This window comes from Bradyrhizobium sp. UFLA05-125 (assembly GCF_059803515.1).
In genome coordinates this window covers 16,027-39,628 of record NZ_JBANBJ010000010.1, presented here as the reverse complement: position 1 = coordinate 39,628, position 23,602 = coordinate 16,027, and the positions used below count along the sequence as shown (strand labels likewise).

21 protein-coding genes are annotated in these 23,602 nt (G+C 63.6%); 10 read left to right on the top strand and 11 right to left on the bottom strand.

The window, feature by feature from the left end:
• Positions 1-164 precede the first annotated feature (164 nt).
• Positions 165-1,289 carry a hypothetical protein gene (locus tag SO156_RS12645; protein WP_498534997.1) on the top strand — a complete coding sequence of 375 codons (1,125 nt, stop codon included), beginning with the start codon at positions 165-167 and terminating at the stop codon, positions 1,287-1,289.
• 88 nt (positions 1,290-1,377) lie between these two features.
• On the opposite strand, the gene SO156_RS12640 is transcribed toward SO156_RS12645, so the two are convergent.
• Genes SO156_RS12640 through SO156_RS12630 form a run of 3 tightly spaced genes read right to left on the bottom strand, consistent with a single transcriptional unit; the run spans position 1,378 to position 4,203 of the window.
• Entirely contained in the window at positions 1,378-1,968 is a 591-nt protein-coding gene (locus tag SO156_RS12640; protein ID WP_498534996.1) for a Smr/MutS family protein, read from the bottom strand.
• On the bottom strand, positions 1,965-3,521 hold the full coding sequence (gene mltA / locus SO156_RS12635; RefSeq protein ID WP_498534995.1) for a murein transglycosylase A: 1,557 nt from the start codon (positions 3,519-3,521) through the stop codon (positions 1,965-1,967). Before mltA ends, SO156_RS12640 begins: the two co-directional genes overlap by 4 nt.
• Complete coding sequence (locus SO156_RS12630; protein ID WP_458144574.1) at positions 3,499-4,203, bottom strand: Tim44/TimA family putative adaptor protein; 705 nt, start codon at positions 4,201-4,203, stop codon at positions 3,499-3,501. The genes mltA and SO156_RS12630 overlap by 23 nt, the downstream gene beginning before the upstream one ends.
• A gap of 398 nt (positions 4,204-4,601) precedes the next feature.
• Between SO156_RS12630 and secB the strand changes: the two genes are divergently transcribed.
• Positions 4,602-5,084, top strand: coding sequence for a protein-export chaperone SecB (gene secB, locus SO156_RS12625; protein ID WP_449380321.1), 483 nt, complete (start codon positions 4,602-4,604; stop codon positions 5,082-5,084).
• 92 nt (positions 5,085-5,176) lie between these two features.
• On the opposite strand, the gene SO156_RS12620 is transcribed toward secB, so the two are convergent.
• From SO156_RS12620 to SO156_RS12600, 5 genes are all read right to left on the bottom strand, one after another.
• Complete coding sequence (locus tag SO156_RS12620) at positions 5,177-6,943, bottom strand: serine hydrolase (protein WP_498534994.1); 1,767 nt, start codon at positions 6,941-6,943, stop codon at positions 5,177-5,179.
• A gap of 115 nt (positions 6,944-7,058) precedes the next feature.
• The gene (gene dnaQ / locus SO156_RS12615; protein WP_458144576.1) at positions 7,059-7,772 is read right to left on the bottom strand and encodes a DNA polymerase III subunit epsilon; all 714 of its coding nucleotides are present in this window, start codon (positions 7,770-7,772) and stop codon (positions 7,059-7,061) included.
• Between the two features lie 28 nt (positions 7,773-7,800).
• Positions 7,801-8,400 carry a dephospho-CoA kinase gene (gene coaE, locus SO156_RS12610; RefSeq protein ID WP_498534993.1) on the bottom strand — a complete coding sequence of 200 codons (600 nt, stop codon included), beginning with the start codon at positions 8,398-8,400 and terminating at the stop codon, positions 7,801-7,803.
• A 22-nt stretch (positions 8,401-8,422) separates the two neighbouring features.
• Complete coding sequence (locus SO156_RS12605) at positions 8,423-9,031, bottom strand: Maf family protein (RefSeq protein WP_458144578.1); 609 nt, start codon at positions 9,029-9,031, stop codon at positions 8,423-8,425.
• A gap of 7 nt (positions 9,032-9,038) precedes the next feature.
• A complete protein-coding gene (locus tag SO156_RS12600; protein WP_458144579.1) occupies positions 9,039-9,878 on the bottom strand; it encodes a pyruvate, water dikinase regulatory protein in 840 nt (279 codons plus the stop codon).
• Here SO156_RS12600 and SO156_RS12595 point away from each other — a divergent pair.
• The 8 genes from SO156_RS12595 (at position 9,865) to SO156_RS12560 (ending at position 19,001) form a co-directional block, all read left to right on the top strand.
• On the top strand, positions 9,865-10,179 hold the full coding sequence (locus tag SO156_RS12595; protein WP_498534992.1) for a hypothetical protein: 315 nt from the start codon (positions 9,865-9,867) through the stop codon (positions 10,177-10,179). The two genes, SO156_RS12600 and SO156_RS12595, sit on opposite strands and share 14 nt — an antisense overlap.
• A 169-nt stretch (positions 10,180-10,348) precedes the next feature.
• Positions 10,349-10,783, top strand: coding sequence for a protoporphyrinogen oxidase HemJ (gene hemJ, locus SO156_RS12590; protein ID WP_498534991.1), 435 nt, complete (start codon positions 10,349-10,351; stop codon positions 10,781-10,783).
• A 251-nt stretch (positions 10,784-11,034) separates the two neighbouring features.
• Positions 11,035-12,300: a transcription termination factor Rho gene (gene rho, locus SO156_RS12585; protein ID WP_027525104.1), complete on the top strand. Its 1,266-nt coding sequence runs from the start codon at positions 11,035-11,037 to the stop codon at positions 12,298-12,300.
• Positions 12,301-12,619: 319 nt separating this feature from the next.
• Positions 12,620-14,008 carry a tRNA uridine-5-carboxymethylaminomethyl(34) synthesis GTPase MnmE gene (mnmE, locus tag SO156_RS12580; protein ID WP_498534990.1) on the top strand — a complete coding sequence of 463 codons (1,389 nt, stop codon included), beginning with the start codon at positions 12,620-12,622 and terminating at the stop codon, positions 14,006-14,008.
• A 410-nt stretch (positions 14,009-14,418) separates the two neighbouring features.
• Positions 14,419-16,302 (top strand): tRNA uridine-5-carboxymethylaminomethyl(34) synthesis enzyme MnmG, encoded by a 1,884-nt coding sequence (gene mnmG, locus SO156_RS12575; RefSeq protein WP_498534989.1) that lies wholly within the window; start codon positions 14,419-14,421, stop codon positions 16,300-16,302.
• A gap of 132 nt (positions 16,303-16,434) precedes the next feature.
• Positions 16,435-17,064, top strand: coding sequence for a 16S rRNA (guanine(527)-N(7))-methyltransferase RsmG (gene rsmG, locus SO156_RS12570; protein WP_498534988.1), 630 nt, complete (start codon positions 16,435-16,437; stop codon positions 17,062-17,064).
• A gap of 33 nt (positions 17,065-17,097) precedes the next feature.
• On the top strand, positions 17,098-17,952 hold the full coding sequence (locus SO156_RS12565; RefSeq protein ID WP_498534987.1) for a ParA family protein: 855 nt from the start codon (positions 17,098-17,100) through the stop codon (positions 17,950-17,952).
• 164 nt (positions 17,953-18,116) lie between these two features.
• Positions 18,117-19,001, top strand: coding sequence for a ParB/RepB/Spo0J family partition protein (locus SO156_RS12560; protein WP_498534986.1), 885 nt, complete (start codon positions 18,117-18,119; stop codon positions 18,999-19,001).
• 233 nt (positions 19,002-19,234) lie between these two features.
• Here the strand turns inward: SO156_RS12560 and holA are convergent, their stop codons facing one another.
• The 3 genes from holA to leuS all read right to left on the bottom strand — a co-directional run bounded on the left by holA (position 19,235) and on the right by leuS (position 23,534).
• Positions 19,235-20,263: a DNA polymerase III subunit delta gene (gene holA / locus SO156_RS12555; RefSeq protein WP_498535068.1), complete on the bottom strand. Its 1,029-nt coding sequence runs from the start codon at positions 20,261-20,263 to the stop codon at positions 19,235-19,237.
• Positions 20,264-20,371: 108 nt separating this feature from the next.
• The gene (locus SO156_RS12550) at positions 20,372-20,923 is read right to left on the bottom strand and encodes an LPS assembly lipoprotein LptE (RefSeq protein ID WP_458144586.1); all 552 of its coding nucleotides are present in this window, start codon (positions 20,921-20,923) and stop codon (positions 20,372-20,374) included.
• Complete coding sequence (leuS, locus tag SO156_RS12545) at positions 20,910-23,534, bottom strand: leucine--tRNA ligase (RefSeq protein WP_458144587.1); 2,625 nt, start codon at positions 23,532-23,534, stop codon at positions 20,910-20,912. The genes SO156_RS12550 and leuS overlap by 14 nt, the downstream gene beginning before the upstream one ends.
• Positions 23,535-23,602: the final 68 nt, after the last annotated feature.

The following is a 23,602-nucleotide window of genomic DNA, read 5'->3' as shown; positions in this document are numbered from 1 at the left end:
GCGAAAGCCAGGACCCATTACCCCGAGCGCTTATTGTTGAAACAGATGGCGGCCCCAATCTCGGCTCAAACGACCTCCTGTGGTTGTGGGTCCCGGATCTGCGCTCGCTTTGTTCGCTTGTCCGGGACGACAGCGGAGACAACCCTCGCCAGTTCCGGTGCGGCGTGACCGCGCGAATCCTTCAAAACCCCTGGCGCCTGCTGCTGGCGATCAACGCCGCCGTGATCGCCGGCGTGTTCATCCACAAAATCCTGCTGCCGCCTTATGTCCCCTACATCCACCTGCTCGTCGACTATCATTTCGGCTTCATCAAGCGCGCGCTGATCGGTGCCATCGTTGGGTTGATCACGACCAAGGTGCCGGTGTGGCTGGTGTTCGCGCTTGGCGGCGTGACGTGGCTGGTGACGCTTGCTCTGTTCGTTCAGCTTTTCCGCAAGGTCTTCGGTCTCAACGAGAAGACGCTGCCGCTGTTCGTGTTCATCGCGGGCTCGCCGTTCTTCCTGAAGAACTTCATGCACACGCTCGGCCATTTCGACATCTATGGCTGCGCGCTCGCGATCGTGCTGCTGTTGATCCCGGCACGATCGCTGCTCTATGTTGCGCTCGCCGCGCTGTTCTCGATCGTGCTGATCCTGATGCACCACATTCATCTCTTGATGTATGTGCCGACGATCATCACGATCGTCGTCGTCAGGCATTATCTTACGCACGGCATCAATCGCGCGAACGTCGCGTTCGGGCTCGTGGCGCTGCTCTGTGTTAGTGCGCTGTTCTTCGCCGCGCAATTCCTGGGAACGATGCCGATACCGGAGGCGGATTTCGTCGCGTACCTCAAGGGCCGGATGGCTGACCCGGCGCGCACCGATCTCCTGCAATTCAGCTACATCTGGTATCAGCCGCTTTCGAAGGAGCTTGCGGATACCTGGGGCCGCATGCCCCACAACATTCTCGGCGTGCCCGTCTTTGCGCTACTGATCTGGCTGCACACGCCGCTCTGGCGTTATTTCGCGGGCCTGACCCGTGCACTCGCCGACGAGACGCACCGGCGTCTCGTCATCACAGGCATCATTGGTGTCAGCCTCGCCGATGTCGTGATGTTCGCGATGGTGTTCGACTATTCGCGCTGGATCTCGAACTGGGCGGTCTGCATGTTCCTGATCCTGCACGCAGTGAAGATGCTGCCGGCCAAGCAGGAAGCAGGGCCGATCCCGTCGGAGGATCGCAAGACGAATGTCTTCGGCCTCATCGTCACGTTGATCCCGCGCGTCGGGATCGTGCGGCCGTTCTGAGGATTCACTACCAGCAGCCGCTTCGCAGGTGCGCGACCTCTCCCGCAAGCGGGAGAGGTTAAGGGAGCCCGCGGCCAAATCCAGTTCTCTAAAACCTCGCGCGTCTGATCCGCACGTAAAGCGCGCCCTGCCCGCCGTGGCCGATATGCGCCTCTTCAAATCCGACGACGAAAGCGCGGAATTCCGGCAGGCTCAGCCATTCCGGCACCTGGCGGCGCAGCACGCCGCTTTCGCCCCCGCTCCGGCCTTTGCCCGTGATGACGAGCACGAAGGTCAGCCCGTCGTGATGGGCGCGCTGGATGAAGCCCGAGAGTGCGCGATGGGCGCGCATCTGGGTCATGCCATGCAGATCAAGCCGCGCGTCGATCTCGCTGCGGCCGCGCGACAGTTTTGTGCGCTCGCGCTTGCCGAGCGGCGCAAGGGGCGGCACAGCCGGCTTTGCCGCGCGGGGCGCCGGCGCTGGGACAATGGGCCTCGCAGATGCCGGATGCCTCGCAACGGGCGCCGCCGGCAAAACTTCGGAGCGCGCCGCCGCCTCCACCTTCGTCACGCGACGTTTTCGGAGCGGCTTGACCTGCTTGGCGACCATGTCCCACAGCGCACGCTCGTCGTCGCTGAGCGCGCGGCGGCGGGGCGAGGGCGGCGGATCCAGGACAGGCGGGCGGGACGATCGCTTCATTGCGGGCTGTTATGACGGCGCACGTGCCTGCGCTGTTCGCGGGCGGGCTTGATGTTGGGACGCGGCTCCGGCAGCGGCACGGGGCTCGCCACCGCGACGGTGGCGCCCTCGGCTTGTGACACGGTGGTTGGCACCGCGCCAGCCTTCCCTGATTCAACGGATTTCGCCGGATCAGTTTGCGGAAACAGCTTTGCGATCTTCGCCGACGGCCGCGGATCGGGCAGGGGCAGCCTCGAACCGCGCGCAACGGGATCGAGGCTTTTCGGCACCAGCATCACGAAATGCATGTTGTGGCGCAGCCGGCCCGAAACGCGGCCGGCTTCCTGGCCGGCACCGAAATAGAGATCGGCGCGCGCGGGGCCGATGATGGCCGATCCCGTGTCCTGCGCGATCATCAGGCGATGGAACGGCGTTTTGGCTTTCTCGGAGTCGATCGGCAGCTCGCCCTCGATGAAGAACGGCGTGCCATAGACATGCAGCGATTTGTCGACCGCGATCGAACGGCCCGCCGTCAGCGGGATGCCCTGCGCACCGACCGCCTCGTCCTTGTCGGACAGATTGATCTGGCGGAAGAAGATGTAGGAGCGGTTCTGGCGGCGAAGCTCCTTGGCGCCGTCGGGATTTTGCGCCATCCACTCCCTGATCTTCTGCATCGACATCTCCTCTTTCGGGATGATGCCGCGCTCGATCAGGATGCGTCCGACCGCCGTATAGGGATAGCCGTTGTAGGCGTCGTAGTTGATACGGATCGAGGAGCCGTCGTCGAATTTGATCCGCGCCGAGCCCTGGATCTGCGCGAACAGAAGATCGGTCGGGTCCTTGAGCCAGGCGAGCTCGAGCCCGCGGCCGGCGATCGCGCCATCCTCGATCTCGCCGCGGTCGTAATAGGGGACGAGCTTGCGGCGGCCGATCTTGCGGTACACCGGGCCCTTGTTGGGCAGGCTCGGCGTGTCCTGCTTGAAGCCGCGCACGAACAGGTTGGAGGGGCGGCGATAGACCGGAACGTTATAGATGTCGGTCTGGACGTGCGAGCCGTCGAGCACGGGCTCGTAATAGCCGGTCACGAAACCGTCGGCCTCGCCGAGCCGCGAGATCCGCAGCGGCGAAAAATGCTCTTCGAAAAACGCCTTGGCCTTGGGCTCGTCGGAAAGCTCGAGCGATTTGGCGATCCGGCACGGCTCGCCGAGCGAACCGCCAATGGGCTTCGGATCAACAACCTTGGGCTCGACGACCGGCGGCTGCTGCGCGGCGATCGATTTGCAGCTCGCGCGAAACGCCTTGTAGGCCGCGAGATGATCGTCATCACTCCAGCCGGCCACCTCGGACCAGGCGAGGGGGAGATATTGCGCGCCGGGAATCTCCAAAGGCAACGCGAGATGAGGATAGGGCAAGGCGCGCGGCGGCGGGGCGGCGATTTCGGGATCAACGCGGCTGTGATGATGACGGCGCGCCGCTTCGGCGCCGAGCGAAAACGACGATAGCACAACGGCACCTGCGCACAGCGCCGTCGCGAAATTTATCAGGGCTGCCTTAATGCGCGCTTCCGGTGCCAACCAGCTTCCAGTTCGGATCGCGAGAGGTGGTGTCGCGGGCGAAGGTCCAGATGTCGGTGATGTCGGCGACCTTGTCGGCGTTGCCGTCGACGATGTTGCCGGCCTTGTCGCGGGTCACCGAAATCATCTGCGAGACGAAGCGGACGGTGAGCTGCGCGGTGCGGTCGCGCATCTCGGCGCCGACCAGCTCGGCCTTGTCGATCGAGACGAAGCGCGTCTCGGTCTTCTGCTCGTTCTTCTCGCGCTCCTTGATCGCGGCGTCGAAGCTCTCGAACACTTCCGAGGACAAGAGGTCGCGCAGCGACCGGCGGTCGCCATTGGCAAAGGCGAGCACGATCATCTCATACGCACTGCGCGCGCCGGACAGGAAGTGGCGCGGATCGAAGGAAGAGTCCTTTTCGACGATCGCGTCCAGCCCCTGGCCCAGGGCAGTGCCGGGTTCGGTCAGGCCCTTCCAGCGGTCGGCAGGCTGCGTGACGTCGGCGGTTGGCGCCAGCGGAGCCTGATCGATCACCTTGCCCGGCATGGTCACGACGTTCTTGTCCTGGGCACCCTGAAGCGCATTGCGAGCGGTCCGGTCGAACGGAGGCCGCTCGTTGCCGGTCCGCTGTCCGAGCACGCTGCGCAGGCGCAGGAAAATGAAGACCGCCAGCGCCAGGAAGATGATGGTGTAGATGTCCACGTCGTGTTCGCTCTCTAGTCTCTGCTCAGGGTCTTCGCCGGGGAAATCAGTCCGGCCAGTCAACCGTTCCATACAGGAACGGCAAAGCCTCATCACCTTTTTAGGTCCGTTCAGATCCAAGCGATGTAGGCACGAAATCTTGCCCGGCCAATGGCGCCTTTTGGCACAGCGCGAATTGTAGCGCGTTTTATCCTTAAGGGGAAATCGGATCCTGACTGGAAATCGCGCATCTTCAATCGTTTAAGATGTACTCCCTCAGGCCAGGACGGGTAAGGGACCACCCTTTTCGATGCTGCCAGGAGGCCGAATCCGTCGCCGTTCGTCCTTGTGGAACGAGGCGGGCCTATGTTAGCCAACCGGCCGCGATATCAGGCCCATTCGGGTAAGGAGACATTTTCATGACCAACGGAAACGGCACCCCCGAGGCAGGCCAAGCTCCGCAGCTCAACGTGCTGGCGCAATATACCAAGGATCTGTCGTTCGAGAATCCGAACGCCCCGGCCTCGCTTCAGCCGCAGAGCCAGCAGCCCCAGATCAACATCCAGATCAACGTCAACGCCAACAACCTGTCGGAACACGAGTACGAGGTCGTGTTGTCGGTCGAGGGCAAGGCCGAGACCGCGGGCAAGGTGATGTTCTCCTTCGAGCTCGCCTATGCCGGCGTGTTCCGCATCGTCAACGTGCCGCAGGAGAACCTGCATCCACTGGTCATGATCGAGTGCCCGCGGCTGTTGTTCCCGTTCGCCCGCGAGATCATTGCCACTGCCGTGCGTGACGGCGGGTTCCCGCCGCTGATGCTGGATCCGGTCGATTTCGTCGGCCTCTACCGACAGAACATGGAGCGGCAGATGGCCGCACAGGGTCAGGTCAAGCCGAGCTGAGGCAGGCTGTAATTTACGGTAAGTTGCCTGCGTTCACCTCTCTTCCCAGCGGGGAGAGGTGATAAAACCGATCGTGCTCTAGCTAACCCACCTTACGAAGCCGCTTCGGCCCGCCTGGCGATGAAGGTGCCGTTCGGCTGATGGTAGACGAGTTCGTCGATGCTGCCCGTTGGGCCGCGGCGGAATTCGACGCGGTAGCCGTCGAGCTGGAGAATCGCGAAGGTTGAGCCCTGATAGGGTCGCAGGCGGTAGAGCGGCTGAAACGGGATTTTCAGCATCAGCTCGCCCTCGGCATCCTCCGTCACGACATGAGTTGCGTCGCCGCGGGTGTAGCTGCCGGCGCAGGCCGCGCGGAAGGCAGGGTCCATGCATTCGCCAGCAGGCGCGCGGGTGAAGACGATGTCGGTGACCAGAACCTCGAGCTGGACCGAGAGGCTCGCGATGTCGCCGTCGCGGTCGGTCGTGAAGGTGACCACGAGATCGTCCGGGTTCAGCTCGCCGTAGATATAGGGCAGCTGGAACGAATCGTAGTGCCGATGGGCCAGAGTAGCCTTCGTGCCGCGCCAGGCCCAGTGCAGGCTGTCGCCACCCAGCGTGATGGCGACACGGCCATAGGCCGGGTGCTCGTAGGTGCCGCAAAAGTCCGCGAGATCATGGCTCGGCCGCGTGTCCGGCTTGCACGCCACCCGCTTTTGCGCCTCGTCCAACTTGTGCTGCGCCAGCGTCTTGCGGCGCATGTCGCGGAAACGGTCCAGCCACGGCACGGGCTGCTTGCCGGCGAGATGATCGTGAATGCGGTTGATCAGGATGCTCGTCACCACATTGCCGCCGTTGTTGGTAAAAACGGCGATGCCGAGCTTCCGCTCGGGCACCAGGCGCATCAGCGTATGCCAGCCGAGCCAGCCGCCGGAATGTCCGACGGCGCGCTCGCCACGATAGGCGGTGTGGTTGAAGCCCAGGCCGTAGTGCCCATGGCCGTATTCCTCGAATTCGGGCGCGCCGCCGAAGACGCGGGGCGACTGCATCTCCCGGATGAGCTGAGGCGAAAGCAGGCGCTGGCCCTCGAATTCGCCTTCGGCCAGCAGAAATTTCATCCAGTTGGCGAGCGCAGCGACGGAGGTGACGATCGCTCCGGCCGCGGTGGTTGCAATGGGGAAGAATTTGGCGCGCCGGCGCTCGTCGCCGCGCTCCAACAAATAGGGAACGGCGGCGTTGTCGGCCGCGGCATGCTCCTCGGTCGAAAAACCGACCGGCATGTGCAGCTTGTCCGTCAGCCGCGAGCGGACGAACTCTTCGTAACTCAGGCCGCTGACGCGCTCTGCGACGATGCCGGCAACGTTGTAGGCGAGGTTGTTGTATTGAAATTCGGTCCGGATATCGCGGGCCGGCTCGATGTGACGAAGCGCCGCCAGCATCTCGCCGCGCGAGAGATCGCCGGGAATCCAGATCCAGTCGTGGCGCGGCAGGCCGGAATGATGGCAGAGCAGGTCGCGCACGGTGACGCGCTCGGTGGCGGCCGGATCGTGCAGGCGGAATTCGGGGATGTAATCGCGGACGGGCTTTCTCCAGTCGAGGCGTCCCTCGTCGACTAGCAGTGCCAGCGCCGTGGCGGTGAAGGTTTTTGTGATCGAGCAGATCAGGAACTGCGTGTCCGGCGTCGCCGGCAGCGCGGCTTCCACATCGCGCTGGCCCCAGGCCCTGAGCAGCACCGTCTCGCCACCCTGCACCACCGCGAGCGTCACGGCCGGCACCTTCCACTCGGCCATTGCCTCCGCGGCGAGGGCATCGAGCTCGTCGACGAGGGTGGCGATGGTGTTGTCTTCTGGGGCAGGCTGGATGGACGCGGATTGGATGGACATTGCCCACTCGCTCTTCGGCCGGAGGTTGCCGGAGGATGAGCCTACCCGAGGTGCGTGACGATTGTCCCTGTCGATATCGTCATCAGCGAATCGGCACGGGGATGGGTTAGCTAAGTCAGGCTGGGCCAGCCGGCGGCTGGGCGAGATATTCGTTCCAGATCGCCTTTTCACCCATCGTCGCGATGAAGGCTCGATGGGCCTCGCGCTCGGCGTCGCTGACGCGTGGGGCCAGCGGTGCCGGTCGCTGCCGCCGCGGCATGTCCCCACTCGTTCCGACACGAATCTCCTCGGATTCCGATGCTAGGATGAGCTGCGACTGCCGGGCGCCGATCAAATCGACATAGACTTCTGCGAGCAGCTCGGAGTCCAGCAACGCACCGTGCTTGGTGCGGTGCGAATTGTCGATCGCATAGCGCGAGCAGAGATCGTCGAGCCGGTTCGACACGCCGGGATGCTTGCGCCGCGCCAGCAGGAGCGTGTCGACCAGCCGCTCGCGCGGGATCGCCACGCGCTTGATGCGGTCGAGCTCGGCATTGATGAAGCTGATGTCGAACGAGGCGTTGTGGATCACCAGCGGCGCATCGCCGATGAATTCCAGGAACTCGTCGACGACTTCGTGAAACAGCGGCTTGGTCGAAAGAAATTCGCTCGACAGGCCGTGCACCGCAAAGGCTTCCGCCGGCATGTCCCTTTCAGGATTGATGTAGCGGTGAAAGGTCTGCCCCGTCGGCATGCGATTGAAGATCTCGACACAGCCGATTTCCACCAGGCGGTCGCCGCGCAGGGGATCAAGGCCGGTGGTTTCAGTGTCGAGAACGATTTCGCGCATGATTTAACGGTGCCGGTGGGTGAGCGAATCAGCTTCGCCGCTGCGGCATCTTAACGACCTCGGCCAGGATCTGCTTGATCTGCGCCCGCACGGGATCGAGCCCGTGCGAGGTATCCACCACGAAATCGGCCCGCTTGCGCTTCTCGGCATCGGGCATCTGCTTGGCTATGATGGCATCGAGCTTCTCGGCATCCATGGTGCCGCGCGCCAGCACACGCTCGCGCTGGAGTTCCGGGGAGGCCGTCACCACGACGACTGCATCGACGCGTTTCTCGCCGCCGGTCTCGAACAGCAGCGGAATGTCCAGCACCACGACGGGCGCCTTCCTGGCCTCGGCATCCGCGAAAAACCTCCCGCGTGAAGCGCCGAGCATCGGATGGACGATCTGCTCGAGCTGCTTCATCGCCGCGGCATCGCCGACCACGCGCGCCGACAGCTTCGCACGATCGACCTTGCCGTTCCCTGTGGTGCCGGGAAAGGCAGCTTCGATCGCAGGAGCCGCCTCACCCTCATAGAGCTGATGGACGGCGGCATCGGCGTCGTAGACGGGGACATCGGCCTCCGCAAACAGTTTTGCGGTGGTGGATTTGCCCATCCCGATCGAGCCGGTCAGTCCGAGAATCAGCATCAGGTCGCAGCCATTTGTCGGTTCACACCGCAACTAGACTCTCGCGCCGCAGGAACGCAAGCAGCGGCAACAGCGGCAGGCCGAGGATGGTGAAATGATCTCCGTCGATCTTCTCGAACAGATGAATCCCGAGACTTTCGAGCTGATACGCGCCGACGCTGGTGGTCACGGCATCGCCGGCGGCATCGAGATAGGCGGAGAGCTCAGCCTCAGTCATTAGTCGCATGGTCATGCGCGCGACCGAAACATCCTCGAACAAGATCGCGCCGTCACGCGCCACGGCAACCGCGGAGTGCAGCGCATGGGTGCGGCCGGCGAGATCATGCAGTTGCGCCATCGCCTGAGCCCGGCCGGACGGCTTTGTGAACAGCCGCTCGCCGAGCGCCAAGGTCTGATCGGCGCCGATAACGTAGCAGCCGGGGTATTGAACGGATACCGCCTTCGCCTTTTCACGCGCCAGGAGCAGCGCGATCTCGCGCGGGCTGGACAGCTTCGAGGCTTCCTGCACGCTGCGCTCATCGATATCGGCAGGTCTTGCTTCGAACGCGAGGCCCGCATTCGCCAGCAGCATTTTTCGTGCCTGGCTTTGCGAGGCCAGGATCAGTGGGGCTTTGCCGCGCCAGAGGGACATAGACGGCCTAGTTCGAGGGACGGTTGCGTTGCCGGTCGGTATAGAGCTTCATGATCGCAGCCGCCGTTTCCTCGATCGAGCGGCGCGTCACCTCGAGCAACGGCCAATTATGCTTGGCGCTGAGCTTTCGTGCGAAGGCAACTTCATCCGCCACCGCCTGCTTGTCGATATAGGTGTCGCTGCTGGTATCGGCGCCCATCGTCAAAAGCCGGTTCTGCCGGACCTGGATCAGCCGCTCCGGCGTCGCGTGCAGGCTCACCACCAGCGGCCGCGTCAACGTCTCCAATTGGGACGGCACAGGAATGCCTGGCACCAGCGGCACGTTGGCGGTGCGGATGCCGCGATTGGCGAGATAAATCGAGGTTGGCGTCTTCGACGTCCGCGACACGCCGACGAGGACGACATCCGCTTCTTCCAGGCCGTCGACGTGCTGCCCGTCATCATGCATCATCGTGTAGTTCAACGCGTCGATGCGCTTGAAATATTCCGCATTGAGCACGTGCTGGGCGCCGACACGACCCGTCGTTGCCGCACCGAGATAAGCCTCGAACAACTGCATCACCGGGCCGATGATCGACAGGCTCGGAACGTTGATCTCCTTGCACTTGTCTTCGAGTCGGGAGACCAGATCCTTCTCCAGCAGCGTGAACAGCACGATCCCCGGCGCTTCCTCGATCTCGTCGAGCACGCGATCGAGCTGCTTCTGGCTGCGCACCAGCGGATAGACATGCTCGACCGGCGTGACGTTGGCGTATTGCGCGGCGACCGCGCGCGCCACGGTGATCAGGGTCTCACCGGTGGAGTCGGAAACCAGATGGAGATGGAAATAATTGTTGGAGGTCGGCACGAAAACTCTTCTGAAGGCTTGGGATGACGGCTGGGCAGTTTGTGAACTTCTGTGGAGCTTAACCCCTCGGAAAGGGATGCGCGACAGGACGAGCGGGATAACGGCCAAGTTTCTTCACATCGCTGCCCGGAAGGACAACTCTCAGGGCAGCGCGAGGCGGAAGCGGGACAGCGCCGGCAAGCCTTTTCATAAGCTGCCGATAATTTCTCACAAGTCTTTGAAGATGGATGAATTATCCGCGTTCGCCGGAACCGCGGCGGATATGTTGATGGATGTGTACAAGCTCCCGCAAAATGCCTGACAGCATTGCGTGAGTCCAATCCACCGTCATTCAGACTCAAACCTTAAGAATCTAAGATTCTAGATTTGAGAAGGGCGCTACGGACGGATATGTGTGCGCTGGAAGAACTTAACGAGTTCTTACTATCCCCAGCGATCCCTGCGCTGGGCTTGAAATTCGGACGTTGGAAATGCTCGACGAGCTCTACCCCTGGATCAAGGCGCTGCATGTGATCGCCGTCATCTCCTGGATGGCCGGCATGCTCTATCTGCCGCGGTTGTTCGTTTATCACTGCGAGGCTGAGGTCGGCTCGAAGCAGTCGGAAACCTTCAAGGTGATGGAACGCCGGCTTCTCAAGGCGATCATCAACCCCGCGATGATCGTGACCTGGCTCGCCGGCCTCTATCTCGCGTGGTCCGGCCATTGGTTCACCTCGCCCTGGTTGCACGTAAAACTGGCACTGGTGCTGGCGATGTCCGCGGTCCACGGCTTTTTTTCCCGCTGGCGCAAGGATTTCGCTGCCGACCTGCGGCCGCAGACCCAGAAATTCTATCGTATTATCAATGAGGTGCCGACGATCCTGATGATCTTCATCGTGATCATGGTGATCGTGAAGCCGTTCTAGGCAAAGTTCGAGGGGCGCCGCTCAGTGCTTCGGCTTGCGGAGGGCCAAGCGATTTTCTATATTATCTCTATCCCCACCCAACGCAGGCGGATGTGGTTGTGTCCGAGCTTCTTCGAAAGCCGGGCGCCGCATCAGGTTTGAAGCCCCACCGGCACTCACCTTGCTAGACCTGCGGACCTTACCTGCTCGCGTCCGCATTTTCGAAGCCTCCTTGCACCCCCCTTCCAAGGTTACCCCACAGGACCACCCCAATGCGGGAAATCAAACTCCAAGACCTCAAGTCCAAAACCCCGGCCGAGCTCGTCTCGTTCGCGGAAGAGAATGGGGTCGAGAATGCCAGCACCATGCGTAAGCAGGAGCTGCTGTTCGCCATCCTCAAACAGCTTTCGCTCGCTGAGACCGACATCGTCGGCGAGGGCGTCGTCGAGGTGCTCTCCGACGGCTTCGGCTTCCTGCGCTCGCCGGACGCCAATTACCTGCCGGGCCCGGACGACATCTACGTCTCGCCGTCGCAGATCCGCCGCTTCGGCCTGCGCACCGGCGACACCATCGAAGGCCACATCCGCAGCCCGAAAGAGGGCGAGCGCTATTTCGCGCTCCTCAAAGTCAACACGCTGAATTTCGAGGATCCGGAAAAAGCCAAGCACAAGGTCAATTTCGACAACCTCACGCCGCTATTTCCCAACCAGCGTTTTCGTATGGAGATCGACGATCCGACGCGGAAGGATCTCTCTGCACGCGTGATCGACATCGTAGCTCCGATCGGCAAGGGCCAGCGCGCGCTGATCGTGGCACCACCACGCACGGGTAAGACCGTGCTGATGCAGAACATCGCGCACTCCATCACTGCCAATCATCCGGACTGCTATCTGATCGTGCTTCTGATCGACGAGCGTCCGGAAGAAGTCACGGACATGCAGCGCTCGGTGAAGGGCGAGGTTGTCTCGTCGACCTTCGACGAGCCGGCGGTGCGTCACGTCCAGGTCGCCGAGATGGTGATCGAGAAAGCCAAGCGCCTGGTGGAGCATGGCCGCGACGTCGTGATCCTGCTCGATTCGATCACCCGTCTGGGTCGCGCCTACAACACCGTGGTGCCGTCATCCGGCAAGGTGTTGACCGGCGGCGTCGACGCCAACGCGTTGCAGCGGCCGAAGCGCTTCTTCGGTGCCGCGCGTAACATCGAGGAGGGCGGCTCGCTGACGATCATCGCGACCGCGCTGGTCGATACGGGCAGCCGCATGGACGAAGTCATCTTCGAAGAGTTCAAGGGCACCGGCAACTCGGAGCTGATCCTCGACCGCAAGGTCTCGGACAAGCGCACCTTCCCGGCGATCGACATCTCGCGCTCCGGCACCCGCAAGGAGGAGCTCATCACCGATCCGCAGGTGCTCAAGAAGATGTACGTGCTCCGCCGCATCCTCAACCCGATGGGCACGATGGACGCGATCGACTTCCTGCTCGACAAGCTGCGCTCGACCAAGAGCAATGCCGAGTTCTTCGATTCGATGAACACCTGATCGGCTGTTGCAGCAATTTCGCGGAGGGCGCCTTTCGGGCGCCCTTTTGCGTTTATGCTGCGGCTTTGCTGCGGGAGATTGCAGCAAAATGTGAATCGAGCTGTCGTCGCCAGACGTACGTTAAATAATTGATATAACGAGATAATTGTCTGATTTGGTCGCTTTGCGCGCCCGCTGGAACCAAAAATATGCAGCAAAATGCTGCGCTTCATAATGCAGTGCGACGTCAGGTGTTTGCTGCACCAGGAAAGCCCTGAAGCTTCCGAAGAGACCCAGAAATCGAGATTTGCGTTTTGGCGGGCGCACGGACAAATAAGCCATGCATCCCCGCGACCAGACCATCTTCGCATTGTCGTCAGGCCGGCCGCCAAGCGCGATCGCGATCGTTCGCGTCTCCGGCGCAGAGGCCGGCCAGGTCCTAACGCGACTTGCGGGCGAAGCGCCGAAGCCGCGGCTTGCACACCGTGTGCTGCTGCGGGACGCAAATGGCCAGGCGATCGATGATGCGGTGGCGCTCTGGTTTCCGGGGCCCGCGAGCGCGACCGGCGAGGACGTCGCCGAATTTCACGTCCATGGCGGTCGCGCCGTGCTCGCCGCGTTGTTCGCTGTAATTTCGCTAATTCCGAATCTACGGGCGGCCGAGCCCGGCGAGTTCACCCGCCGCGCCTTCGAGAATGGCAAGCTCGATCTCACCGAGGCCGAGGGCCTCGACGATCTCATCCACGCCGACACCGATCGGCAGCGTCGGCAGGCGCTGCGACAATTGCGGGGACTGCTTGGCGAGCGTGCGCGCGACTGGCGCGAGCGAATCATCGAGGCGTCCGCGCTGATCGAGGCCGGCATCGACTTCTCCGATGAAGGCGATGTATCGGCGGAATTGCTCGCGCCGGCGCGCGCGAAGATCAAGGCGCTGCAGGACGAGATCGCAAAAGTGCTTGCAGCGCGGGGTCAAGCTGAACGTCTGCGCGATGGCCTCGTGGTCGCGATCGCCGGTCCGCCGAACGTCGGCAAGTCGACGTTGATCAATCAGCTGGCGCGGCGCGAGGTCGCGATCGTCTCGCCGCATGCCGGCACGACGCGCGACGTGATCGAGGTGCAGCTCGATCTCGACGGCTATCCCGTGACCGTGATCGACACCGCCGGCATTCGCGAGACCGATGATCCCGTCGAACAGGAAGGCGTGCGCCGTGCCCGCGCCCGCGCTGCGGACGCCGACCTCGTGTTGTGGCTGGCGGATGCCGATCGCAACGAGGAGGGCCAGCCGATCGGGACCGCGCCGGTCTGGACCGTGCGCAACAAGATCGACCTTGGCCAGGAGAACTTGCAAGAGATATTGAGGGAGACCTCGAGCGCGGCCTTGAGGCCGGAAGCGAACAAGGCTATGGGGCCTGACCCGCGGGCCAGGATGTTTGCGATCTCGGCGCGGCGCGGTGACGGACTGCCCGAGCTGATCGCGGCGCTGGTGGAATTCGCTGGCGAGTTCTTCGGAACGAGCGAGGGCGCGCTGGTCACCCGCGCACGGCAGCGCGACCTGTTGATCCAGGCCGTCGGCTCGCTGCAGCGGAGCCTCGATCTCCTTGGCGAAGGCGAGGAGCTCGCCGCCGAGGAACTCCGCGCCGCCGCTTACGCGCTCGGCCGGCTCCTGGGCCGGGTCGATGTCGAGGACGTCCTCGGGGCCATCTTCCAGAAATTCTGTATCGGAAAGTAGCGCTAGTTCTTCATTGTAGAACTATCGCTTGTTCCACTGCTTTTGTTTCACGTGAAACATGCGCGGGTGCGCGATTGGCCTTGTCGCGCGAGCGGTGATGGTTGTGCGCAAGGCACGCTCATTCAGTCTCGTCAATGCGAGGAGCGCTTGCGACGAAGCAATCCAGGCTGCTTCCGCGGGAAGATTCTGGATTGCTTCGCTGCGCCCGCAATGACGCCGTTTGTCTTCACACCTTTCCCGCCGAGCAGACCCAAGTTGTTTCACGTGAAACAGGGCTCGCTCCGTGTCATCTACTTTGCATGGGGTTGTTTTCGCGAAAACGCTTTGCCCGTGCCCCTGTTTCACGTGAAACAACCGTCTCACCCAGTTTCTTCTTCCGGCTTCTTCATGCCTGAGTTAGAAGTCCGCCTATGCGGACAGAGCGAGAGAGCTTCGACGTCATCGTGATTGGCGGCGGCCATGCCGGCTGTGAGGCCGCGGCTGCGGCCGCCCGGATGGGTGCGGCGACCGCTCTGGTGACGCACCGTTTCTCCACCATCGGCGCGATGTCCTGCAATCCCGCCATCGGCGGACTCGGCAAGGGCCATCTGGTCCGCGAAGTCGATGCGCTCGATGGTCTGATGGGCCGGGTTGCGGATGCTGGCGGCATCCAGTTCCGCATGCTCAATCGCCGCAAGGGCCCGGCAGTTCGCGGTCCCCGGACCCAGGCCGACCGCAAGCTCTATGCTGCCGCAATGCAGGCCGCGATCCAACAGACCGATGGCCTCAGCGTGATCGAAGGCGAGGCGGACGAGCTGATCGTATCGGATGGTCGCGTCACCGGGCTCCGTCTGGCCGATGGCCGCACGATCGGGGCAGGGGCTGTCGTGGTCACCACCGGCACCTTCTTGCGCGGCCTGATCCATCTCGGTGAGAAGAACTGGCCGGCAGGGCGCGTCGGCGAGGCGCCGGCGATGGGTCTGTCGAAGTCTTTTGAGCAGGCCGGCTTCACGCTGGGCCGGCTCAAGACCGGCACGCCGCCGCGGCTCGATGGCACGACGATCGATTGGACGGCGGTCGAGATGCAGCCCGGCGACGATCCGCCGGAGCCGTTCTCGGTGATGACCGAGCGGATCACGACCCCGCAGATCCAGTGCGGCATCACCCGGACGACGGCTGCGACCCATGAGGTGATCCGGGCCAATGTGCATCGCTCGCCGATGTACTCCGGCCAGATCAAGAGCACGGGACCGCGCTATTGCCCGTCGATCGAGGACAAGATCGTCCGGTTCGGCGACCGGGACGGCCACCAGATCTTCCTGGAGCCGGAAGGTCTCGACGATCCGACCGTCTATCCCAACGGCATCTCGACCTCGCTGCCGGAGGAGGTCCAGCTCGCGATCCTCGCCAGCATCCCGGGCCTTGAGCGGGTCAAGATGGTCCGGCCGGGCTACGCCATCGAATACGACCATGTCGATCCCCGGGAGCTTGATCCGACCCTCCAGACCAGGCGGGTACAGGGACTGTTCCTGGCCGGGCAGATCAACGGCACGACGGGATATGAGGAGGCCGCGGCTCAAGGCATTGTTGCCGGCCTGAACGCGGCATTGGCCGCGAGTGGGGCGGCGCTCACGGTATTCGACCGGGCCGACGGCTATCTCGGGGTGATGATCGACGATCTCGTCACTCGCGGCATTTCCGAGCCCTATCGGATGTTCACCTCGCGCGCCGAGTACCGGCTGACGCTGCGGGCGGACAATGCCGACCAGCGCCTGACCGAGAAGGGCATTGACCTGGGATGCGTCGGCAGCGCCCGGACCCAGCACCATCGCGCCAAGATGGCAGCCCTCCAGGCCGCCAAGACGCTGTCGAAATCGCTGACGCTGACGCCGAACGAAGCAGCCAGGCATGGGCTGTCCCTGAACCGGGACGGCCAGCGCCGCTCGGCCTTTGAGCTATTGGCCTATCCGGACGTTGGCTGGAGCCAGGTTCGCGCGATCTGGCCCGAGCTGTCGGCCATTGACCCCGTGATCGCGACCCACCTCGAGATCGACGCCAAGTACGATGTCTACCTGGAGCGCCAGAGCGCCGACGTCGAAGCCTTCCGGCGGGATGAAGGGCTGGTCCTCGCCGATGTCGACTACCAGCTCGTACCCGGGCTCTCGAACGAGGTGCGCGCCAAGCTCGAGAAGGCGAGGCCCTTCACGGTCGGTCAGGCCGGCCGGATCGATGGCATGACGCCGGCGGCGCTGGGCATTCTCGCCGCGTACCTGCGTCGCGAGGCTCGCCGGAAGACCTCCAAGGCGACCGCATAGGCGTTTCACGTGAAACAGCGCGGACCAGCCAAGGGGAAATCCCAGAGGGAATCCTCATCACGGCAACCCGACGCGGGCGAGGGGACTCGGAAGCCCGCGGCTTCGCAAAGCGCCGCGACACGGGACTCGGCGTTGGCGGCGGACAAGGCCGCCGCCCTCAAGCTAGCGCCGGTTTCACGTGAAACGGAGGAACGCCTCGATCGCTACGTCGCGCTGCTTCGGGAGTGGCAGGCCAAGACCAATCTGGTCGCGCCATCGACGCTGTCGCACCTTTGGACCCGCCACATCGCCGATTCGCTCCAACTCGTCTCGCTTGCACCATCAGCGAAGCGCTGGGCCGATCTCGGCAGCGGCGGCGGTTTTCCGGGCGTGGTCCTGGCCTGCGTGATGGCGGAAGTGCCGGGCGCCAGCGTCCACCTCGTCGAGCGCATCGCGAAGAAGGCCGCCTTCCTGCGCGAAGCAATCCGCGTAGCCTGCGCGCCGGGGGTCGTACATCTCGCAGAGATCGGGGATAATGTGGATAGAATCACCGGCCCGGTCGATTGCGTCACCGCGCGCGCACTGGCTCCGCTACATCAACTCATCGGCTTTGCGGAGCCCTCGGTGCGCAGCGGTGCAAAAGCGTTGTTTCCTAAGGGCCAAGATGTAGAGGCTGAATTGACCGAAGCCGCTAAATATTGGACTATTCGTCCTAAGCTCCACCAAAGCCGCACGGGCGACGGTTGGATCGTGGAGCTGGACACTATCCAGCGGCGTGGGTGAGGCCTGGAAAACGGGGTCGAGTGGGGAAGTGGCATGACCGTGATTGACGAACCTCAGCAGGAGCAGACCGAGGCGGTGCCGCAGGGCCATCCGCGGATCCTGGCGCTCGCGAATCAGAAGGGCGGCGTGGGAAAGACAACCACGGCGATCAATCTCGGAACGGCACTCGCAGCGATTGGTGAGCGCGTCCTGATCGTCGATCTCGATCCGCAAGGCAACGCCTCGACGGGTCTCGGCATCGATCGCCGCAACCGTTCCTGCTCAACCTATGACGTGCTGGTCGGCGAAGCCGCGTTGCGTGAAGCGGTGGTGTCGACTGCGGTGCCGCGGCTGCACATCGCGCCCTCGACGATGGACCTCTCCGGCCTCGAGCTCGAGCTGGGCACCACGCCCGGTCGCGCCTTCAAGCTGCGCGATGCGATCGGCTCACTCAACAACAACGTCTCGCCGGATGCCGACTACACCTACGTGCTGATCGACTGCCCGCCCTCGCTCAACCTGCTCACGGTGAATGCGATGGCGGCCTCCGATGCGATCCTGGTGCCGTTGCAATGCGAGTTCTTCGCGCTCGAAGGCCTGTCGCAATTGCTTCAGACCGTCGAGCAGGTGCGCTCGACGCTCAATCCCAATCTGTCGATCCATGGCATCGTGCTGACCATGTTCGACTCGCGCAACAACCTCTCGAACCAGGTCGTCGCCGACGTCCGTCAGTTCATGGGCGAGAAGGTCTACAAGACCATGATCCCGCGCAACGTGCGCATCTCCGAGGCGCCGTCCTACGGCAAGCCGGTGCTGGTCTATGATCTCAAATGCGTCGGCAGCGAAGCCTACTTGCGGCTTGCCACCGAAGTGATCCAGCGCGAGCGCGAGCTGCGCACCACGCATTGAATCCAGGCGACGTCATTCCGGACAATTCGCGGTACGCGAATTGATCCGGAATCTCGAGATTTGAAATTGAACAACGTCGAGATTCCGGGTTCGCGCTTCGCGCGCCCCGGAATGACGAGGACAAAGTAACAGGAGCGTTCGAGTTGAATCCAAGGGAGCTGGCGATGGCCGACGAAGCGCGTTCGCGACTGGGCCGGGGTCTTGCGAGTCTGATCGGTGACGTCGGCGGTGAGGCCGCGCATGTCGAGCGGCCGCGCACGCAGCGCAAGGTGCCGATCGAATTCCTCAAGCCCAATCCGCGCAACCCGCGCCGCACATTTTCGGAAGTAGAGCTCAAGGAGCTCAGCGACTCCATCAAGCAGCACGGCGTGATCCAGCCGATCGTAGTCCGTCCGGTGAAGGGCACGCAGGACCGCTACGAAATCATCGCTGGCGAGCGGCGCTGGCGTGCCTCGCAGCTCGCAGGCCTGCACGAGGTGCCGATCGTTCCAGTCGACATCAGCGACAGCGATGCGCTGGAATTCGCGATCATCGAGAACGTGCAGCGCGAAGACCTCAACCCGATGGAAGAGGCGCAAGGCTATCACGCGCTTGCCAACGAGTTCAAACGCAGCCAGGACGACATCGCAAAAGTCGTCGGCAAGAGCCGCAGCCACGTCGCCAACATGATGCGCCTGACGAAACTGCCGGCGGAGGTGCAGGCCTTGATCGCGACCGGACAGTTGACGGCCGGCCACGCCCGTGCGCTGATCGGCGTGCCTGACCCACTCGCCGCTGCCAAGCGCATCGTGGAAGAGGGCCTCAACGTGCGCCAGGCCGAAGCGCTCGCGCACGAGGAGGGCGTGCCGGAGCGCAAGCCTCAGAAGGCGCGCGTCGGGGCCAAGGAGAAGGATCCCGATACGGTCGATCTGGAGAAGCGCGTCAGCGACGCACTCGGGCTCAAGGTGACCGTCAACCACCGCGATCCCGGCGGCTCCGTCCAGATCAACTACCGCAACCTCGAGCAGCTCGACGAGGTGATGCGACGGCTGGCGAAGGGTGTGCTCTAGACTGAGACCGCGACTTCCTCAGGCGTTGTGGACCAGGCAATCGGCCACACCCTCGGTGTCGTCCTGGCGAAAGCCAGGACCCAGTACCACAGGGAGAAGTTGTGGCGCGAAGCGGGTCACTACGAGTCTTCGCCAAACTATTCCCTGGGTGGATCGGCGCTCGCTCCGCTCGCTTGTCCAGGACGACGTAGGTTGAGGACGGCGCCACAACGACGCGCGGATAGAGCGAGCGCTCAGCCGCGCCGTTTCGCGTTCGCGGCGATCGCCATCAGCGTGCGCTGCGCGATTGCGGCGGCGAGGGACGGCTGCTTGCGGGTGTCGAGGGCTGCGGTTGCAAGCTGTTCGATGATGCCGGCAAGTCGCGCCACGCTGAAATTGCGCAACGCGGTTTCGACCGCGGGCTTTCGCGAAAAATGCAGCCGCGGAAATCCGCCTTCGAGTACGGCCGAGATCGGCGTGCCCTCGGCGACGGTGAGTGCCGACTTGTGCAGCCAGGCCGCCTGGCGCTGCGCGGCGGAGATGATCATGCCGGGATAGGTGCCGGCGATCATCGCCTTGGCGAACTCGCTTTCGACGATGTCGGGGCGTCCGGCGAAGGCGCCGTCGACGATCGGATCGAGCTTCAGCTCGGACGCGTCAGCGACGACCGCCATCACGTCGTCGAGCGTGATCTCGCCCTTGCCGTGAGCATATAGCGTCAGCTTGCGTAGCTCGTTGCGCGAGGCCTGGCGATCGCCGCCGAGGAACGACATCAGCGCAGCGCGGGCGTCCTGCGCGATACGCAGATTGGCAACGCGCAGCTCGTCCTCCATCAGTCTGGCGAGATCGCGCTCGGTGTCGGGATAGCAGCCGATCGCGACCGCCGTCTTGGCGCGTTCGCAAACCTTGCGCAGCGGCGATTCGGGGCGGAGCTCGCCGGCCTCGATCACGATGCGGCAGTCCTTCACGCTCATCTCGGCCAGCGTGTCGACACCGCTGGCAAAGCTGCGCGAGCCGGCGCGCACGCGGATGGCGCGGCGGCCGCCGAATAGCGGCACGGTCATGGCTTCGTCGACGAGGCGCGAGGGTTCAGCCGAGAGCTCATCGCCGTCGAGCTTGACCATCGAGAAGGGGTCGTTGAGATCATCGACCGCGGACGCAATCAGCGCGTCGGCGCGCTCGCGCACCAGGCCGGCATCGGGGCCATAAAGCAGGATGATCGGGCGGCCCGAATCGGGGCGGGCGAGGAAGGCGTCGATCTCTTTTCCGCGCAGCGCGACCATGGGCCAAATCGTCATTCCGGGGCACGCAGCGCGCGAACCCGGAATCCAGAGGTTATGGATCGAGATTCCGAGTTCACGCTTCGCGTGCCCCGGAATGACAAGGAGCAGTTACGTGCCGGCGGTGAAGAACGCGGCGAGGCGGGTCGAGATGTTCTCGGCGACCTCGTTGGCGGCACGGTCTTCCGCATCGCGAACGGCGCGCTGACGGGCGAAGCGCTGGTATGAGCCGGGGATGTCGTAGGACACGCGCGAGAACGTGGTGCCGGTCATCACCGACTGGTTGGTCGCGTTGTCGATCAGATTATACTGAACGTCGATGCCGTAATTCTCGCTCGTCGGAAGGCCGGTTGCGGAGCTGACGATCAACGAGGAGCGGCTGGTCGAGAACCGCAGCACCAGACGGTGGGTCGGCGGCGCACCGGTCGCGGTGCCATAAAGCTTGAAGGCGAGGGCGTTGCGGATTTCCACCCCGACCCGAGCCTCGCGCGAGGCATTGGCCTTGTCGACAGGGGGGATTTCCACCCCCATCAGCTTGTCCCGCAATCCCGGAGTACCGTCGGTATGCTCGGCATACATCGGCTGGAAGCAGCCGGCCGTCATTGCCGCGAGGGCGGCAACCGCGACGAGGCGGGCTGCGATGCGGATCCTAGCCGACAACATTCACGATCCTCTTGGGGACGATGATCACCTTGCGGACGGGCTTGCCGTCCAGGGCCAGTTTTACCGCATCGAGCGCCAAAACGGCAGCCTCGATTTCCGGATTCTGGGCCACTGTTGCAACCGTGACCTCACCCCGCTTCTTGCCGTTGACCTGGACCACCAGGGTCACGGTGTCTTCAACCAGCAAATCGCGTTCGATTTGCGGCCACACGGCCTCCGAGACGAAGCCGCTCTGGCCCAGCACCTGCCAGCACTCCTCGGCCAGATGCGGCATCATCGGGGAAAACAGCTGGACCAGGATGGTCCCGGCCTCCCGGATGGCCCAGCCGAGGTCGTCCGCCGGCTGGCCGGGGCGCTGAAGCACTTCGGACAGGCTATTGGCGAATTCGCGGATATGGGCGAGGCAGACGTTGAAGTGCAGCCGCTCGATTCCGATCGTGACCTTGTCCAGCGCGCCATGAGCCGCCTTGCGCAGGGCGAGCGCATCGGCGTCAAAGCTCGCCGGTCGGGCCGCAGGCGCGCCCTTGGAGGCCTCTGCGGATTCGTTCACCAGCCGCCACAACCGCTGCACGAAGCGCGAGGCGCCCTGGACGCGCTCGTCGCTCCAGATCACGTCGCGGTCGGGCGGTGAGTCCGACAACATGAACCAGCGCGCGACGTCGGCGCCGTAGGTCTCGATGATGTCGTCGGGGTCGACCGTGTTCTTCTTCGACTTCGACATCTTCTCGATCGCGCCGATCTGGATGTCTTCGCCGGTCGCAAGCAGCGTGGCGCGCCGGCCGTTGCTGCCGGTCTCGACCTTCACCTCGACCGGCTGCACATAGGTGCCGTCGGCCTTCTGGTAGGTCTCGTGCACCACCATGCCTTGCGTGAACATGCCGGCGAACGGCTCATCCAGCGCGATGTGGCCGGTTGCCTTCATCGCGCGGGTGAAGAAGCGGCTGTAGAGCAGATGCAGGATCGCGTGCTCGACGCCGCCGATGTACTGGTCGACCGGCAGCATCCGGTTGGCGACTGCAGGCGTCGTCGGCGAGGCCTCGTTCCAGGGATCGGTGAAGCGCGCAAAGTACCAGGACGAATCCACGAAGGTGTCCATGGTGTCGGTTTCGCGTTGTGCCTTGCCGCCGCATTTGGGGCAGGTGACGTGCTTCCAGGTCGGATGATGATCGAGCGCGTTGCCCGGCCTGTCGAAGGTCGCATCATCAGGCAGCTTCACCGGCAGCTCTGAATCCGGCACCGGCACGACGTCGCATTTCGGGCAGTGGATCACCGGAATCGGGCAGCCCCAATAGCGCTGGCGCGAGATGCCCCAGTCGCGCAGGCGGAAATTCACCTGCCGCTCGCCGACGGGCGCGTTGCCGCGCATCTCGTTTTCCAGGCGTTTTGCGATCTCTTCCTTCGCCGCGTCGATGGTCATGCCATCGAGGAAGCGCGAATTGATCATGCGGCCGTCACCGTCATAGGCGGTGTCGGTGATGATAAAAGTCGCCGGATCCTGGCCTTCGGGGCACACCACCGGCGTGACGCCGAGATTGTACTTGTTGACGAAGTCGAGGTCGCGCTGGTCGTGGCCCGGGCAGCCGAAGATCGCGCCGGTGCCGTATTCCATCAGCACGAAGTTCGCGACATAGACCGGCAGCTTCCAGGAGGGATCGAACGGGTGGACCGCGCGGATGCCGGTGTCAAAACCCTGCTTCTCGGCGGTGTCGATGATCTCCTGCGCGGTGCCGATCTTCTTGATCTCGGCGATGAACTCGGCAAGCTTCGGGTTCTTGGCGGCGGCAGCCTGCGCCAGCGGATGATCGGCCGAGATCGCCATGAACTTTGCGCCGAACAGCGTGTCCGGGCGCGTGGTGAAAATCTTCAGCTCGCTCTCGCCGGCGGGCGTCGTTGCCTGATCCAGCGCGAAGCGAATCAGCAGGCCTTCGGACCGACCGATCCAGTTGCGCTGCATCAGCCGCACCTTGTCGGGCCAGCGGTCGAGCGTATCCAGCGCGCTCAGCAGCTCCTGCGAGTACTTCGTGATCTTGAAGACCCACTGGTTCATTTCCCGTTGTTCGACAACGGCGCCCGAACGCCAGCCTCGGCCGTCGATCACCTGCTCATTGGCGAGCACGGTCATGTCGACGGGGTCCCAGTTCACCTTGCGCTTCTCGCGCTCGGCGAGGCCTTCGCGCAGGAAGTCCAGAAACATCTTCTGCTGGTGCTTGTAGTAGGAGGGGTCGCAGGTCGCGATCTCGCGGCTCCAGTCCAGCGACAGCCCGATCGAGCGAAGCTGCTTCTTCATCGCGGCGATGTTGTCGTAGGTCCAGGCTTTCGGCGCGACCTTGCGCTCGATCGCGGCGTTCTCGGCAGGCAGGCCGAAGGCGTCCCAGCCCATCGGGTGCAGCACGTTGAAACCCTTGGCGCGCATGAAGCGGGCCAGCACGTCGCCGAGCGTATAGTTCCGGACATGGCCGATATGGATGCGCCCGGACGGGTAGGGGAACATCTCGAGCACATAGTATTTCGGCCGCGAATCGTCGTTTCGGGAGACGAAGATGGCCTTTTCGTCCCAGGCGGCTTGCCAGCGCGGTTCGGAATCGCGGGCGTTATAACGTTCGGAGGTCATGGAATCGTTGCGGTTTTCTAGGGTTCGGCCGTCGTAAAGACGGCGGACTAGGCCACAAAAACCGCTGT